This is a genomic window from Wolbachia endosymbiont (group B) of Villa cingulata, assembly GCF_964028285.1.
Lineage (GTDB): Bacteria > Pseudomonadota > Alphaproteobacteria > Rickettsiales > Anaplasmataceae > Wolbachia.
In genome coordinates this window covers 91,155-108,020 of record NZ_OZ034766.1, presented here as the reverse complement: position 1 = coordinate 108,020, position 16,866 = coordinate 91,155, and the positions used below count along the sequence as shown (strand labels likewise).

General features: G+C 34.3%; 17 protein-coding genes. 6 read left to right on the top strand and 11 right to left on the bottom strand.

What is annotated here, in order from left to right; translation table 11 throughout:
* Positions 1–179 precede the first annotated feature (179 nt).
* Both ABWU52_RS00590 and ABWU52_RS00585 read left to right on the top strand, forming a co-directional pair.
* Positions 180–962: an MlaE family ABC transporter permease gene (locus tag ABWU52_RS00590; protein WP_353277013.1), complete on the top strand. Its 783-nt coding sequence runs from the start codon at positions 180–182 to the stop codon at positions 960–962.
* Positions 955–1,656, top strand: a complete 702-nt coding sequence (locus tag ABWU52_RS00585) for an ABC transporter ATP-binding protein (protein WP_353277012.1) — start codon at positions 955–957, stop codon at positions 1,654–1,656. The genes ABWU52_RS00590 and ABWU52_RS00585 overlap by 8 nt, the downstream gene beginning before the upstream one ends.
* A 273-nt stretch (positions 1,657–1,929) precedes the next feature.
* Here ABWU52_RS00585 and ltrA read toward each other — a convergent pair whose 3' ends face one another.
* From ltrA to ABWU52_RS00535, 10 genes are all read right to left on the bottom strand, one after another.
* Positions 1,930–3,174, bottom strand: a complete 1,245-nt coding sequence (gene ltrA / locus ABWU52_RS00580; RefSeq protein WP_353276809.1) for a group II intron reverse transcriptase/maturase — start codon at positions 3,172–3,174, stop codon at positions 1,930–1,932.
* A gap of 52 nt (positions 3,175–3,226) precedes the next feature.
* A complete protein-coding gene (locus tag ABWU52_RS00575; protein WP_019078704.1) occupies positions 3,227–3,367 on the bottom strand; it encodes a hypothetical protein in 141 nt (46 codons plus the stop codon).
* Positions 3,368–3,894: 527 nt separating this feature from the next.
* The gene (locus ABWU52_RS00570; RefSeq protein WP_246433103.1) at positions 3,895–4,191 is read right to left on the bottom strand and encodes a transposase; all 297 of its coding nucleotides are present in this window, start codon (positions 4,189–4,191) and stop codon (positions 3,895–3,897) included.
* Positions 4,192–4,423: 232 nt separating this feature from the next.
* Positions 4,424–4,717 carry a transposase gene (locus ABWU52_RS00565; protein ID WP_353276410.1) on the bottom strand — a complete coding sequence of 98 codons (294 nt, stop codon included), beginning with the start codon at positions 4,715–4,717 and terminating at the stop codon, positions 4,424–4,426.
* A gap of 247 nt (positions 4,718–4,964) precedes the next feature.
* The gene (gene ppa, locus ABWU52_RS00560; protein ID WP_353277010.1) at positions 4,965–5,471 is read right to left on the bottom strand and encodes an inorganic diphosphatase; all 507 of its coding nucleotides are present in this window, start codon (positions 5,469–5,471) and stop codon (positions 4,965–4,967) included.
* A gap of 80 nt (positions 5,472–5,551) precedes the next feature.
* Positions 5,552–5,962, bottom strand: coding sequence for a hypothetical protein (locus ABWU52_RS00555; protein ID WP_353277009.1), 411 nt, complete (start codon positions 5,960–5,962; stop codon positions 5,552–5,554).
* Between the two features lie 17 nt (positions 5,963–5,979).
* Positions 5,980–6,804 carry a hypothetical protein gene (locus ABWU52_RS00550; RefSeq protein WP_353277007.1) on the bottom strand — a complete coding sequence of 275 codons (825 nt, stop codon included), beginning with the start codon at positions 6,802–6,804 and terminating at the stop codon, positions 5,980–5,982.
* A 112-nt stretch (positions 6,805–6,916) separates the two neighbouring features.
* A complete protein-coding gene (gene mnmA / locus ABWU52_RS00545) occupies positions 6,917–8,029 on the bottom strand; it encodes a tRNA 2-thiouridine(34) synthase MnmA (RefSeq protein ID WP_353277661.1) in 1,113 nt (370 codons plus the stop codon).
* A gap of 227 nt (positions 8,030–8,256) precedes the next feature.
* Positions 8,257–9,324, bottom strand: coding sequence for a rod shape-determining protein (locus ABWU52_RS00540; protein ID WP_007302210.1), 1,068 nt, complete (start codon positions 9,322–9,324; stop codon positions 8,257–8,259).
* A 20-nt stretch (positions 9,325–9,344) separates the two neighbouring features.
* The gene (locus ABWU52_RS00535) at positions 9,345–10,763 is read right to left on the bottom strand and encodes a carboxypeptidase (RefSeq protein ID WP_353277005.1); all 1,419 of its coding nucleotides are present in this window, start codon (positions 10,761–10,763) and stop codon (positions 9,345–9,347) included.
* A gap of 274 nt (positions 10,764–11,037) precedes the next feature.
* Here ABWU52_RS00535 and ABWU52_RS00530 point away from each other — a divergent pair, with 274 nt between their 5' ends.
* The 3 genes from ABWU52_RS00530 (at position 11,038) to ftsH (ending at position 15,000) form a co-directional block, all read left to right on the top strand.
* A complete protein-coding gene (locus ABWU52_RS00530) occupies positions 11,038–11,517 on the top strand; it encodes an OmpA family protein (RefSeq protein WP_007302208.1) in 480 nt (159 codons plus the stop codon).
* A gap of 142 nt (positions 11,518–11,659) precedes the next feature.
* Entirely contained in the window at positions 11,660–12,952 is a 1,293-nt protein-coding gene (gene tilS, locus ABWU52_RS00525; RefSeq protein ID WP_353277003.1) for a tRNA lysidine(34) synthetase TilS, read from the top strand.
* A gap of 218 nt (positions 12,953–13,170) precedes the next feature.
* The gene (gene ftsH, locus ABWU52_RS00515) at positions 13,171–15,000 is read left to right on the top strand and encodes an ATP-dependent zinc metalloprotease FtsH (protein WP_353277001.1); all 1,830 of its coding nucleotides are present in this window, start codon (positions 13,171–13,173) and stop codon (positions 14,998–15,000) included.
* A 124-nt stretch (positions 15,001–15,124) separates the two neighbouring features.
* On the opposite strand, the gene ABWU52_RS00510 is transcribed toward ftsH, so the two are convergent.
* Positions 15,125–15,994: a hypothetical protein gene (locus tag ABWU52_RS00510; protein WP_353276999.1), complete on the bottom strand. Its 870-nt coding sequence runs from the start codon at positions 15,992–15,994 to the stop codon at positions 15,125–15,127.
* A gap of 238 nt (positions 15,995–16,232) precedes the next feature.
* Between ABWU52_RS00510 and ABWU52_RS00505 the strand changes: the two genes are divergently transcribed.
* A complete protein-coding gene (locus ABWU52_RS00505; RefSeq protein ID WP_010403296.1) occupies positions 16,233–16,727 on the top strand; it encodes a hypothetical protein in 495 nt (164 codons plus the stop codon).
* Positions 16,728–16,866: the final 139 nt, after the last annotated feature.

Sequence of the window (16,866 nt, the reverse complement as noted above, 5' to 3'; positions counted from 1 at the left end):
CAAGAAGTAAATAGCGAAATAAGTAAGGTTTTCTTATACAATTCAGTCTTATAAACTGAAACTCAAGCATTTTGATCAAAGTATATTGAACTTAAGACATATCTTGACTATACTCTGGCGAAGTTAATAAAAATTTTAATAAAATCAGTAAAACTAATTTTAGCTAAGATAAATGTAAAGTGAGTTCCTTTAATATAGACAGCGTTAGAATAATCGGTAGATGCTTTATCAACTTTCTGTTGAGGATTGGTAACGCATTTGTATTTTTTATTCAATCTCTATACCACTGCTTTATTCCTCCATATTATTTTAGCAATGTGGCAAGACAAATTATAGAGATAGGCTTTTTCTCTTTGCCAATTGTTGGGCTCACTGGAGTTTTTATAGGAGCAGTGATAGTTTTACAGAGTAGCTTAAGTGGTATATTGATTAATCAAGAACAAGTAGTACCTAAACTTGTTACGATTACTATCATTAAAGAGTTAGGGCCAGTTTTGATCAGCTTAATAATGGTAGGAAAGGTTGGGTCCTCAATTGCAGCAGAAATTGGCACGATGCGCATCACTGAACAAATAGATGCACTTACAACTTTGGACATCAATCCTTTCAAATATTTAATTGTACCAAGAATTCTAGCGTCAGTTATAGTATTTCCAATACTTACAGTATGTGCAGATCTAATAGGAATATTTGGAGGGTATGTCACCGCAGTCTTTGAATTTAACCACAATTTAAATATATACATAAAATATACAGCTCAATTCTTTAATATGTACGATTTTATTGTTGGGCTAATGAAAGCGACTGCTTTTGGCGCCATAATTTCTGTTTCAAGTTGTTATTACGGTTACCATTGTAGGGAAGGTGCACGAGGAGTAGGTATTGCAACAACATCAACTGTTGTTATATCCTCTATATTGATAATTTTAGCAAATTACTTAATTACTTTAATACATGCATAGCCCCATAATATCAATATTGAATCTAAGCTTATCCTTTGATGATAGAACGATATTAAACAACATAACTTTCAATATATCGAAAGGAGAATCATTAGTCATACTTGGCGGCTCAGGAAGTGGTAAATCTGTATTAACAAAAATAATTATTGGATTACTGACACCAGACTCAGGGTCTATTAAAATAAATAGTAAAAGCAAAAATAAATTTGGAGTCTTATTTCAAAATTCCGCTTTGTTTGACTACGTTACAGTGTGGGAAAATATATCTTTTAATTATAAAAAACGCTTTAATATCAGCATAAAGGAGGCAAAACGCCTAGCAATCGAGAAGTTAAATGACGTTGGACTGGAAGAAAACATAGCAGAAATGTTTCCAGTAGAACTATCAGGTGGAATGAAGAAAAGAGTTGCACTTGCAAGAGCAATTGCACACAATCCAGAAATTATTGTATTGGATGAGCCAACTTCAGGATTAGACCCAATCATGTCAGATGTAGTAAACGATATAATAATAAAATTATCTCAAGATCTTCGTCCTACAATTATCACGATTACACATGATATTCATAGTGCATTTAAAATAGCTGATAAAATAGCAGTATTATATGAAGGGGAGATCATTTCTCACGGAACTGTTCAGGAAATACAAAATACTAACAACGAATATATAAAAAAGTTCATTTATTGTATATAGCTACAGGTTTACAAACGATATTGTGGATGCTGTAACTAGCCTATGACCTTACCCAGAAAAAGTAGACAGAAAGTTAAGACGTTTTTGAAGTAAAATAAAACGTTTTTTCAAAGAGGTGTGGTATGACAAAAAGAAAAGAATATACAGCAGAATTCAAAATTGAAGCTATAAGACTAGTAAAAGAAACAGGTCGGAGAGTAGACCGGCGGAACTTCCCCACCAGTCTCTCGCAGAACTGCACGGAAACCTCTCGGCTTATACAGCTCCCATTATTTAGCCTTTTGATCCTAACCCAAGTGTCCAATGATAGAAAATACTTGGAGACCTCTTTCTCACTTTTCCTAAAAATTGCTTTGCTAGTCTTCCGTGATCACGAAGTTTCTTATATTTTGTCCTGACCCATCTTATGAGGTATCTCTCTATATTCCTGAGAGATGGATACATCTCTGATTTATAAAACCTGCCATAGTACTGAAACCAGCCTCTGACTATTGGATCTATTTTCTTCGATATTTCCTCTAGTGTGGTCCATGTAATCCGATGTATTCTCCATGACTTTATGGTTTTCTTGATCTTCTTCTTGGCTTTGTTACTAATTGCAGGTAGAAATGAGATGAAATAATTCCTCATCTTATTCTTTGCTACTCTAGGTCTAAAAGTATAACCTAGAAAATCAAAGCTTTGTTTAGGAAATTGTTCTTTTCTATCATCATCCTTACTGTACACAATCTGTGTCTTTTCAGGATGTAACTTCAATTTACACTTAGCCAATCTTTCTTCAATCATTACTTTCATAAATCCTGCCTGTCTTTTAGTTCTGCAGTGCACTATCGCATCATCTACATATCTTTCAAATGGTACTGTTGGATAATTTTGTTTCATCCACATATCAAACGCATGGTGCATAAATATGCTTGAAATGATTGGGCTTATTGAACCTCCTTGCGGAACTCCTTTATCCCTTGTTACCCTACTGCCATCTGCTTGCTGAATGGGGGCTTTCATCCACCTCTCAACATACAGTATGACCCATTTGCAGTCTGTGTGTTTCTTGATAGCCTGCAGTGCTAAATCGTGGTCCAGATTGTCGAAAAACCCAGATATATCAAGATCTACCGTCCAATCATTTTTCCAACATCTCTTCCGTGCTGTGTATACCGCATCCAGCGCAGACTTATTTGGTCTATAACCATATGAATCTTCGTGAAATTTCGGTTCTACTAACGGCTCAAGATACATTGTAGCTGCTGTTTGCGCTATCCTGTCGAATACTGAAGGCACACATAAAATTCTTTGCCCTCCTGTATCTTTTGGTATCGCAACAGCTTTTACCGGCTCTGGAAAATAACTTCCGGATGACATCCGATTCCATAATTTGTATAGATTATCCTTTAGATTTTCTTCAAACTTTGTTATCGAGACCTCATCTACACCTGCTGCACCTTTATTTTTCGATACTTGTTTATAAGCTCTCCAAATAAGTTGCTTCGGTATATCAAAAGACTTTGTTTCATTCATTAACTCCTCCCTTTCGGTTGATAAATAATTAAAACTAAATAACTTAGCCCCTTCACTCCATTTCCATTACAGAAACTTCTTCGCTACTACGAGCTAATCCGCCCCTGTTTTTCGCATCGGTACTCTCATCCTCAGAGATCAGCTCTTTGGACTTCTCCCTTTTCATCGAAACGACAGGTTCCCGTAGTTCCATGCAATAGCCTAAAATAGATTCACGCCACTTTTATGCCGGACGCCACCTACCCAGTAAACAAGCTCCCAGTAGATTCATCCCAGGTTAACGACTACCCCCTGGTTTTGACGTCGTCTCTACGCTTTCGACACTTCATCAGTGGTTCACTTGCGTTCGTCTCTCTATTTCATACATGACACATAATTGTGCCTTTTCCATAACGCTCACTACCTTAGCTCTTTACCAAAGCAGCTTATGGCTGTTTGAAGCCTGCTCTTGCAAACCGGCTCCGAGGGGCCCTCCCTCATCTACTGCACAGCTTCAACACTTTCCGTGTTTCTACGGCGCACTGTCATCCCAGTACTCTCCTTCTTGTCATTCCAGTGCGTGACACTGGAATGGCTTTGTTGCATAGCACCTTAAGCAGTGATGGTTTACGACAAATTTATGTAATGATTTCAAATTTAGCCATACCAATACCAGTGAATTTGTTGAGCAAATAGCACTTAATTAGTAATTCTTTTTCACGGTTTACTTCAGATTTATTCCTAAACAAATACTTGCTTCAACCTTGAGAAAAATCCTTCTATGTAAGATCTTTTTCCATAAATTGCTTCCTTTTTCCACTCTTTTACACCATCTTGTCCATATAATTTTATTAACCTAATAGCAGCATTTCTGTCAGACATATAATCTATTTTTGAATGTTCTGCTGCATCCTTTTTTGGTAGAACTTTTGTCTTTATATCGTATTTCTTACACAATTTATAAAGTTTTTGCCTATCGTATGCCCTATCTGCATATAATGCTTTTATTTTGTGCTGAAAATTAACTTCTTCAAGCAAGCTCCATAGTGGTCAGAGTAGACGCCATTACTGTATCTTGCAGCTATAGCTTTTTTACTATTCACACTTAACATAACATGTAACTTTCTTACTTGCTCGTAGCTTCGGTACTTTCTATCTGCACTGTTTTCCTTACTGTGGCCAGGAGTGTTACTGTAAATTTGTACTATCTATGATAATTTCAATATTTTCCATGTTGCTTTTATCAATCCTGCAATCATTTATCTTAATATTAAGTTTTTTTTGATGCTTGTGAATAGCTGATAACTGCCAAATTTTTTCCTATTTGTTGCAGATATCCTTTTACAAACCCTACCGTTTGTCTTAAGCCAATTCTAAAAAGATTAACGATTATATGCACCAAAATCACAACTTTATCACTATAAATATAGTTGCCGCCCTGCATTTTTGGACTATTTTCATACCAATTTTCGATAGCTTCATCGATGTAACGAAAAATATTCCCCCTTTTTTCAAGGAATTTGTTATATTCGTTTTGGTTACTGACTTTCATTTTCTGTGGCATATTTTTTCTTCAACAGTTAAATGGCTGTTTTATAATGAATTTTGTCAGTAGCCACCAGATTTTTTCAGTTGCTATGCAACAAAGCCATCCCAGTGTAACGCACTGGGATGACACCATTTGTTGTAAACTCACTTTTACTCTATGGTTATACTACCTTGCCGCTATCCTGAACGGATACCAATATTTACCCATTAAAAACAACAATATTTTTCCGAATAACTGTAATTTCAGGCTAAATCAACGCAAACTAATTTCTACTTTTTTCAATGATTTCTTTTGCTTTTTCCACATTAGCCCATTCTCCGACTGTTACCGTTTTTCCCTTTTCTAAATCTTTATAATGAGAAAAGAAATGAGCAATTTTATCTAGTAGATTTTTAGGTAAGTCAGAATAGTTCTTTATATTGTCATAATAGCTATCAACACTGGAGATAGGTACAGCTAACATTTTTTCATCCTCTCCTTTTTCATCTTTAGTGAGCAATGCACCCACTGGACGCGCCGATATCAAAACTCCAGGCGCTAAAGGAATTTGAGTTAGCACTAAAACATCCACAGGATCACCATCACCTGCGCAGGTATTTGGTATAAACCCATAATTGCAAGGATAAGTCATTGAGGTAGACAAAAATCTGTCAACTTGTAACAACCCAAGCTCTTTATTAAATTCATACTTTACAGGCTCAGCATTTGCACTTATTTCAATTACTACACTTATTGCATCTGGTTTTGTTGTTATTTTGCTTAAATCCATGGATTACCTCATTATTCAAGAGAAGATATTATATAGCATACACTTTAAAAGTGCTACATTTATCATTTATAAGTAGAGATTCATGAACGCCTGGACTGTATAGGACCATTTGTAAGATCATTAATAATTGCACCATTGACTGCTGAATGTGGCGGTTCTTGAGGTGATTTTAGTAGTTGAAATAAAACATATACTATTACGATAGTAAGCACTGCAGCAATTACTAGATTAGCAAAATTATCCTGTGGTAGGACACCTTTTATTGGATTAAATAATTTTTGCTCCATAAGGAAATAATCAGCAACATATAATCCAACAGACAATACAAACATACCTAAAATAAGTTTACAGACTGTGTTTTTATGATTTTTCTTGCTGAGTATGAAATTTGGCCTACATTTATTCTCTTCTTGCGGTGCTGAATAATGTGTGTTGTTTATTATCCTCTCTTCAAACTTATTGCTATTTTGCTCTTTTAACAGCTGTTTCAAAGTTGGTCCAGCTCTTTTCAGGCATAAAAAACCTTGATTATTATACCTGCAGATGACAATATATTGAATGTTCTGTTTAGACTACCTATCTTCTCACAATCCAGCGTATATTTAGTGGCTCTATTTTGACCTTTCAAATTAATACTTTGCAGTAATCCAATTAAAGCCATTATATATCTGGAAACGACCACGTTATCTATTATTGATAAACTTTCCTTTTTTATAGACTCTTTGTGATGTTCAGAAAGTTTATGATAGTCGCCAAATATAGAAAATAATAATACTACATCCCTTTCTACTTTTATGTCTTGATGAATAGAATAATAGAAATCAATAATGCATTTACTTAAGGTAAATTCTCTGTCATATTCGTTTAATGCATTTTCTTCACTTAGTAACTTTCTAACATCAATAAGCACCTTATTTTCAAAATCTTCTACTGTTTTAAATATTGATTCTCTCTTTGGATTTGCCAAAACGTTAAGTAAATCTAATTTTCTTCCATCTACTATTTCGTGTATGTCTTTACCTAACTCAGACTCCTTAATAACTTTATATATTTCATCTATGATATCTTGAGTGCTCAGATTATTACTCCCGCTTAAAATTTTATAAGCTTGAGTATAAATTAAGAACAACCCTTGTAGACTAAATTGTAAGTTAAAATATTTATCTAATGATTCCTCTTTTTTTCTCACGAATGAAGACAAACCAATATGGTTTCTGTGATCTATTTTACCAGTTAAGTTAGCATGTTGAAAATTGCCTAAAAAAATAAACAAGGCCTCTAATAAACTGCCTTTACCAACAATTTTTATTAATTCTTCAACTTCTTTAACCATCCCTCTAGTCCACAATATAATAATTATCTTTATAGTATAAAGAATATAGGATAAAACAGCAATAAATTTTATTGTATGTTTACATTCTGCATTAAAAAATTAAACCACCAAGTTAGGAGCATATCCAACCTCCACCGATAACTTGTTCGCCCTTATATGCTACACAGGCTTGACCTGGACTGATGCCAAAGTAATCGTCGTTTAAAATTACACATGCTTTGTTCTTTTCGTCAGTTGAATATATTGTCGCTAAGCTTCCTGCATGTGATGACCTAAGCTTCACAGTTACTTCCATGCCTTCTTTTGGTTGTTCTAACCAATTTAACTCTTTGACCAATATCTTTTTTTGCATTAGAGCATTGATCGGGCCTACTACAACTTCATTATTTTCTGTATTAATTCTTACTACATAAAGAGGCTCACTGTGTGCAATGCAGAGGCCTCTTCTCTGGCCCACTGTAAAATTTACTATGCCGCTGTGCTCACCTAGCACTTTTCCATGAATATCTACTATTTTACCTTTCTGTACAGATTGTGGAGCTAATTTAGCTATTGTTTTACTATAGCTTTCGGAAACAAAGCATATATCTTGACTATCCGGCTTTTCAGAGATTTGTAAGCTAAAATATTTTGCTAATTTTCTTATATCACTTTTATAGAACCCACCTAGTGGAAATCGCAAAAGCTTTAACTGCTCCTCAGTTGTAGCAAACAAAAAATAACTTTGATCTTTACTTTTATCAATACTTCTGCACAACTTTACCTCACCATTTTCTTCTAATCTTCTTACGTAATGTCCTGTTATGAGCACATCCGCACCAAGATTTTTTGTGACTTGCAATAGATCACGGAATTTGACTGTTTGGTTACATCTTACACATGGTATGGGGGTTTCCCCACGCATGTAAGTATTCGCAAAATCTTCTATTACTTCCTTTTTAAATATTTCTTCGTAATTTAAAATATAATGAGGAAAGCCAACACTTTCAGCTACGCGTTTGGCGTCATAAATATCTTGTCCAGCGCAGCATGCACCTTTTCTTGCATTAGCATTGCCATCAGTGCCATATAGCTGAAGAGTCACACCTATCACTTCGTACCCAAGGTTATACAGCAGTGCTGCAGCAACGGAGCTATCAACTCCCCCGGACATTGCAACAATAGCCTTAATTTGATGCGGAGCTTTATCTTTTAATAAAGGTTCAATTTCAAATTCTTTTAGCATATAATTTATAAACACAAACCTGGTGTCAAGCACTGGAATCCAGTTTCTATTACACAATTTCATCGAAACAGCATACTTATTTGTAGTCAAGTTCCAGTGTCAAGCGCTGGGATGACACCCCTTCCTGCTGGAAGTTGCCTTTAAATTACTTGGTGCGTGACACTGGGATCTCATTTATATTACATAATTCCATCAAAACAATTCGATAAACTGCCTTCAAAAACAATTTAATCTTGCTTGAATAAAACATGGCCAAAATAGTCCATGTTTTCAAGTACTTTTCCGCTACCTAGGGCAACACAACAAAGTGGATCATCTGCAACACGAACTGGTAATTTTGTTGTTTCACTAATAACTTTACTCAAGTTGCGCAATAACCCACCTCCACCAGATAAAATTATTCCTCTATCAACTATATCAGAAGAAAGTTCGGGTGGAGTACTCTCCAGTGCAGTTCTAATAGCAGAAATTATCTGATGTACAGGCTCTATTAGGCTCTCTGCAACTTGATATTCTGATAAAAGCATTTCTTTTGGCATACCACTCACTAAATCCCTGCCTTTAATTATCATTCCCTCTTTGTTGTTTTCAACTGGCAGACTGGCTGAACCGACGTTTTTCTTAATTTTTTCAGCAGTTGTTTCGCCAATCAATAACTTATGATTTTCACGAATGTATGACTTTATTGCCTCATCCATAATATCACCACCTACTCTGGCAGAACGTGAATAAACAATTCCACCTAAAGAAATAATTGCAACTTCAGTTGTACCACCTCCTATGTCAACAATCATAGAACCTTCAGGTTCGGTAACTGGAAGTCCAGCCCCAATTGCTGCAGCCATTGGTTCTTCAATTAAGAATACTTCATTTGCACCAGCACTTTCTGCTGCATCTTGTATAGCACGTCTTTCAACTGGGGTAGATCCAGATGGAACACATATGATAATACTAGGCTTATTAACAGTGAATCTTGTGTTTGCGCTACGTATGAAATATTTTAACATTTCTTCCGCGCTTTTAAAATCAGCAATAACTCCGTCTTTCAAGGGCCTTATCGCTTCTATTTCTCCAGGTGTTTTTCCGAGCATCATCTTAGCTTTTTTGCCAAAAGCATAAGGAACGTAACTTCCTTTTTCTTTTACTCTTGCTACAACTGAGGGTTCATCAAGCACTATCCCCTGACTTTTCTGATAAACTAAAGTATTTGCAGTACCAAGATCTATAGCAATATCGCTAGCAAATAAACCTTTGAAAGTAAAAAAATTTCTGATTAAATTCTGAACAAAACTCATACACAACTCAAGAAAACCATTTATTGAGACAAATTATACTTTTCAGATAAGTAACTAGTGTAGCACTCAATATCTAAATCCCTACCTGTTACCTTTTTTAGCTGTTTCAAAAAGCCATAATTTGCACTATATACATTTTTAGAGAACCAATCGATAAGTAAACTGAAATCTCCTTTTACTATAGAATCTAAAAATTCGTAATGATTTTTCTTAATGAAAGAAAAAAACTGCACAGCAGCGATTAACGCTATGACTTTAATAGGAAAGTAGCCTATAACACCACTTATCCAATACTCATCTTGAAAATAAGTGTCTAGCTCATTTTTAGCTTTTACTGAAATCTTGTAATGCTTCATACCTTCCAACCATTTATCGTGTAGATCTTTAACTTCTAACGTACCATTTATTAGATCTTGTTCTAATTTAGTTCTTAGCATAATGTGAGCCAATAAACTAAATTCATCCGCATTCTTCAAAAAAGATGAAAGATTTACTTTATTGAAAATCAAATACAAATTTTCAACACTACTATTAATTTTGCCTTTTGTAGAAAGTTTCTCCTTTATGTGTGGTTGAATGAACTCAATAAATTCTCTGGATGTTCCAATGATCCTTTCCATGAATAACCCTTGAGTTTCATACATAATATGTTTTGTAATTGAGCTCTTTATAGAATTTTGCGCTAAACATTTTTGATGAATTGCATAACCAGTATGCCGTAAAAGTAAAAATAAACCATAACAAAGGTCAGATTCATCATAATCGATAGGATCGTAATAAGAAATGGAAATCTCATTTGGTGTAACACTCATTTGCTGTAAGAATAAGGAACCAAGTTCAATCTGTCTCTGAACCGTAACTTTTTGTATATTAGTAACCTTATCCTTCTTCTGCTTTTGAGTTACTTTCTCTACATTTTCACTAAAAAATTTACCTAGCTTAGGAAATATTTCCTTTATGTTCTTTTCTGTGATATTAGAGTCATAGTCAGCAAGCAATGACTCATAGTTTGAGCGCTTTAATTGCTGCGATTTTATAGAAGCTGCTTCACGAGTAAGCTTAATTAGGTTAGTAAAGCATTCTTTCAGCTTTTCTAAGTTACTAATTTCAGAATTAGTTAGCCTCCATAAGTTTTGGCATTCAATCTTAGCTTTGGACAAAGATTTTACTAAATCAACAGGAATAGCACTGCTGCTTTTGTGTATCCCCTCTATTAACTTTAGCTGCTGAATATTAGCACTCTTTTTATTCCTAAGAGCATTCGCTAATGATTCCTTTATTGCATCATGAGAGATAACTTCATGTCTGATTTCCTCTAGAAGACACATTTGTTCAACTTTGTCCTCTACATTCAATTGGCTTTTGCTTAGTAGTTTTAGTGTGTTTTCGATATTCCTTACCTTATGTAATACTTCCTCTAAAAACTTATAAGATCTCATTTTTATTCATTGCTTTGAAACATCTGCTTAATATCGTAATAGATTAATAATAAAGTTAAAAGTATATTTGCTTAAAGTACAATAAAAAATTGTACTTTTATTTTTTTACTGTACTTCATTGCTAAGAATTGAGCATCTTATCAGAAAATTAATTATAAGATTGTAAAGAAAACATTTAGTATTTTATTTCCCTTGACTCTATTCTAGTATAGAGGGATTATTAGTACTAAAATTAAAATTACGCACTATATTTTAAATTTATGGAGGTTTAGTGATGTGGAGTAGACTGATTATAATGTGTTGTTTTTGTTTACTGCTTACTGGTGTAAGTTCTTGCCCTAAAAAAGGAGTAAATACGACAAATAAAATGAATGCTGTTGTTAAGCAGATAGGTGATAAAAGAGTTTTCTTTGGTTATGATGAATCTAGTATCAGTGAAGTGAGTGCAGATGCATTACTTGACGTGATGGAAGTGTTACAAAATAATCCTGACGCAAAGGTCACTTTAACTGGTCATACTGACAATCGTGGTTCTCACGAGTATAATCTTGCACTAGGAGCTAGAAGAGCGGATGCAGCTAAAAAATTTATGGTCAGCTGTACACCTTATCTAGAAAATAGAATAAAAACTGCTTCTAAAGGTGAAACTGAGCCTTTGGTTAATGTAAAAGATGATTCTAGAAATTCTAAATATGAAAAAGAGCATGCTAAAAATCGTAGAGTGGAATTTTCATTTTCTGGAATAAAGAAGTAGTTTCTTGCATTAAAACCTGGATCCCAGTGCTTGACACTGGGATGACAAAAGAGAGCAATTCCGCTGCTTGTTAGCGGGATCTATATATACCACAAATAAGTCGCTGTACAACGTAGAGACTATCTGGCCATCAAGAAACATAATGAAATTAGAGTTATTATTTCAAAATATAGCTAATAGCTTTGCTTTCCATAACCAAATCGCAGTTGCAGTATCAGGTGGTGTAGATAGTATAGTCTTACTGCATTTAATGACTAACTGGGCAAAAAAAAACAAGCTTTCACTTCCTATAGCATTAACAGTAAATCATGGGTTACGTTCAGAGTCTCAAAAAGAAGCTGATTTTGTTATAAGTTATGCAAAAGAACTTGGAGCAAAGGAATCGTTCATATTAAATTGGGAGAAGCAAAATATTAAAGGTAATATTCAGTTACAGGCACGAAAAGCACGATATAAGTTACTAGCAGAGTGGTGTAAAAACAATAATGTTAAATGTTTGCTCGTTGCTCATCACAAAGATGATCAAGCAGAAACGTTCTTATTAAGATTGGAGCGAGGTAGTGGCGTAGATGGATTATCATCAATGGATTACAAATCTTTCTTAAATGGTATTTATATATTTAGGCCGTTGTTAAATTTTAGTCGTAGTGAAATAGAAAAGTACGCTAATCTTCACCGGTTAAAATGGATCGAAGATAGAAGCAATTATGACTTAAAATACAGACGAACTTTATACCGTAACTTACTTAAAGCAAGTGACAATCAAGAGATTTTAACAGAGCGAATATGCCTCACAGCCCTTCATATGAAAAGAGCTGCAAAAGCGTTGATGCACTACACACGCCTTGCACTTAATGACTGCGTTAATATTCATGATCTTGGTTATATTGAAATTAAACTAGATGAACTTTATAAACTGCCAGAGGAAATAGCTTTAAGGCTTCTTCTTTATTCTATAATGGCAATTGTCAACAAGCACTATAAGCCAAGGTACCGTAGCCTTATCGCAATATTTAACAAAATATCGCAAAAAGATAGTGATATTAACTGTACACTCTCTGGGTGCAAAATAAGAAAATATGGAGGGAGCATCTTGATAATGAGAGAATCATCAAAGATACAGGAAATTACTGTACACCTAACATTAAATGTCCCTATTGAATGGGACAATAGATTTAGCTGTACAATACTTAGCAATCAGAAGTGTTCAGTAACTATTGCTCCGCTAAAAAAAACGCAAAAAATTCCTGAATTTCTAAAAGATTACAACTGCTGCCCTGAAATTTTTTACTCTTTACCTGTAGTGCTAAAAGATGGAAAGATGTTTGCTTATCCATGTATGAAACATAATAGTAAGAGCACTAGTGATGACGAGATTAAATATTTTATTTCTAGTATAATAAAGGAAAATTTGCTAAAGTTAACTGATATTTAATTAAGGATTACAATGAGTGGGGCAAGATTTTTTAAATTTGTAATTATTTTTCTAAAGTTTACTACTCTTTTCCAACAGTGAAAAAAATGGAAAGGTGGTTGCTTATCCTGATGTAAATTATAACGGAGAAATACGGTGATGATAAGATTCGATGCATTATTAATAGCACGATAAAACAAAATTTGGTAAGCTTGATTAGTGTTTAATTAGAAATGTAAATGAAAAAATTTTTAGAAGGCTTATTGATCTGGTTAGTGATTATTGTTCTTATTTCAGTTGCTTATATTCAATTTAGCGGAAGTATAGGTAAGAGTAAAACAACCATACCTTTTTCAGAATTTTTAACTAGACTAGAAGATAATGATATAGAAAATATTACAATAAGAAACCAAAGCATCGAAGGGAAGTTTAGGGATGGGTCAGCCTTTAACTCAAGTGGTGTTATATATAGTGACTTAATAAAAAGTTTGCATGATAGGAAAGTGAAGTTCTCCTTTTCAATTGGAGACTCTGCAATAGGTATAATTGGTGGATTACTTATTCAATGGGTTCCGACCCTTATCTTTATCGGTTTATTACTTTTCCTTTTTAAACAAACGCAAGCAGGAGGTAATAGAACTATAAGCTTTGGCAAATCAAAAGCTAGGCTTATGACTACTGGAAAAAAAGTGACATTTGATGATGTTGCTGGGATTGATGAAGCAAAAGAAGAGTTGGTTGAAATTGTTGATTTTCTTAAACAAAGGCAAAAATTTCAAGTGTTAGGTGGGAAGATACCAAAAGGATGCCTTTTAATTGGTTCCCCTGGAACTGGTAAAACTCTACTTGCTCGTGCAATTGCAGGTGAAGCTAATGTACCGTTTTTTAGTATTTCTGGATCTGATTTCGTTGAAATGTTTGTCGGTGTTGGTGCAAGCCGTGTCCGGGATATGTTTGATCAAGGTAAGAAAAATGCTCCTTGTATAATTTTCATAGACGAAATAGATGCAGTAGGTAGGCATCGCGGCATCGGTCTTGGTGGCGGTAACGACGAAAGGGAACAAACATTAAACCAGTTACTGGTTGAGATGGATGGTTTCGAGTCTAATGAAGGTGTGATAATAATTGCTGCAACTAACCGTCCAGACGTCCTAGATCCAGCACTACTTAGACCTGGTCGTTTTGACCGACAGATTACTATTTCTTTACCTGATATAAATGGGCGTGAGAGAATATTAAATACGCATATAAAGAAAATATCGATAGCACCAGATGTAAACGTAAAAACAGTTGCGAGGGGAACGCCAGGTTTTTCAGGGGCTGATCTAGCAAATTTAGTGAATGAGTCTGCGCTTATTGCTGCAAGAAGAAATAAGAAAATTGTTACCATGGATGATTTTGAGTATGCACGTGATAAAGTGATGATGGGCATGGAAAGAAGGTCCTTAGTCATTACAGAAGAAGAAAAAAAGCTTACTGCTTACCATGAAGCTGGTCATGCAGTAGTTGCAGTTAATATGCCTGCTTCTGATCCTATACACAAAGCAACAATTATTCCACGTGGTAGAGCACTCGGTTTAGTTATGAGACTACCAGAAACAGATAGAGTGTCCCTCACAAGAGAAAAGATGCTAGCAGATATAACTGTTGCAATGGGTGGACGTGTGGCAGAAGAGCTAATTTTTAGCTATGATAAAGTCACAAGCGGTGCATCTTCAGATATAAAACTAGCATCAGATTTATCACGTTCTATGGTGACAAAATGGGGAATGAGCGACAAAATAGGTCCGATCTATCATAATCGCGAACAAATCACACATGATTCTGAGACAATTTCTGAAGATACGTTAAGACTTATAGATGAGGAAGTAAAGAAAGTCGTATTTTCTTGCTATGAAAAAGCAAAAGACATTTTAACCAAGCGTAGGAAAGACTTGGAGCTCATTGCTGAAAATCTACTGGAGTTTGAAACTTTAACAGGAGATGAAATAAGAGACATATTAAGTGGAAAAAAAATTGTTAGAAATGAAAATGAAGGTAAAGAAGAGATAAGAAGATCCTCTCTCTAATAAGATCTGGCTTTATTTAACCGCTAAAACAAAAATTTTTAATTAATTAGCTTAAGTTATAAGATCATAGTTAAGCCGATGTATTTTATAAATGGACTTTTTTGAACATTCTTCCAATTTTTTTCTAAATAACTCTTTGCCTATTTAAATAAGTATGTGCAGTATTAGAGCTTTCCAGACCGCTACTAGGAGAAAGATTAGGTTCTTGACCTTTAAACATCTCTATTAGCTTTAATACAGGAGCAGTTCCTGCTACAATAGCTCCTATAACAGCGGTAGCACCCATGATGAGAAGAATCGGTTCTGCAGTGGTGATTACACAAAGCTCAATACATAAACCAGCAATGACCATACCAACCATTATACCAATGAAAGCACCTACAATTATGGATGAAACTACACCAATTAATTGTCCTATTTTTGAACTAAGTGGTACTTCTCTTTCACGTCTAATACGCCTAATATAGCGTGACCTCATTTGTCCTCTCATTATTACATTTTCATCCCTGTTTCCAAAGAGATTCAATGGCGCTTCTCTTTCTCTAATAAAATTTGGCCGCATTTGTTGTTCTCTTGCCCTTCTTCGCTCTCTCATTATTATGTTTTCCTCAAAAAGGTTTAGTGGTACTTCTCTCTCACCTCTAATTCTAACATGATTTAGCTGTGCTTGTTCTACTAATAACCTTATTGTACTTTTTATTTCATTTAGCGGTGCTCTTCCTCCAATATCCTTGATTGCCTTCTCAAATTTTAATAGCGACTTGTTATTTAGTCTGACATTATTCTGAGAATCACAAACAATAACCCAATCTAAAATTGGCTTTTTTTGACCACCATACTCTATATCATCATTAATGTGTTCCTTTAGTTTTTTAATTATCTCTACTGCTCTTGTTTCCATAGCTTCTATGGCGCTATCTTCACTTTCTATGAGTATATTGAAAACAATTCCTAATAACTCCTGTTGTAAATCCTTTCGTTCTTTAATATTCATAATTAGCCTCAACTTTTATATGCTATTTTGCCAAAATAATTTTACCAAATAAGTAATATATATATACAATAATTCTCGTTTAAAAATTTTTTTACATTGGCTTATCTAAGTTATGTTTTAGGATGTAAAAGCTTCTTACTTTAATAATTTATTAAAGTAAACCATATATGGATTGCTATTTAGGAGCAGCTGTTGTACTTTAATCAGAAGGTACAGTAATGTAAGAAGGAGGTACTTTATGTCTTTAAAAAATGAAATTTCTGAATTGATAGAGCAACAGCTTGGCATTAAATATCATGACAATTGCTTAGCTTACACTATCCATAATTCGGCTGCAGGTGAAATATCTGATTCTATTGCTCTTTGCATAGTTGGCTGTGGCGATTGTGAGATTAAGTATCAAGGTATTGCTAATTCATTTAACATAACGAAAGAAGAAATTAACCAAAGTAATATAGAAAGCATAAAAAATAAGATAGAAAGTGAAGCTAGAAAAGAAGGTAGTGAATTTTCCGAGTTGATTTCTAAAATGGATCAATCGCTGAAAGAACAAAGTGAAAAGTCTATTATACAGATTTTAAATTCATCTGCTGAAGAGATGTTAAGGAGTTTTTGTGGTAGTTCTATACAGAGAACAGAGGATAAAGAAGTTAGTCTGTCCTCTGCTTCACATGAAGAGCCTGCTACAGAAGATTCGGAAACTACTATTAATTCTGATCTTTTATCAATTTAACCAGCTCCTCATATAAATTTTTTCTGTACCCAAGCTATATGTTTGTGAGAGGATAGTAAGCACTACATTTTTCTATTTCCATTATAACAGATTCGTCTATTTTCATGATGATCTTACTATTTGTACTCTGTCTAGGACT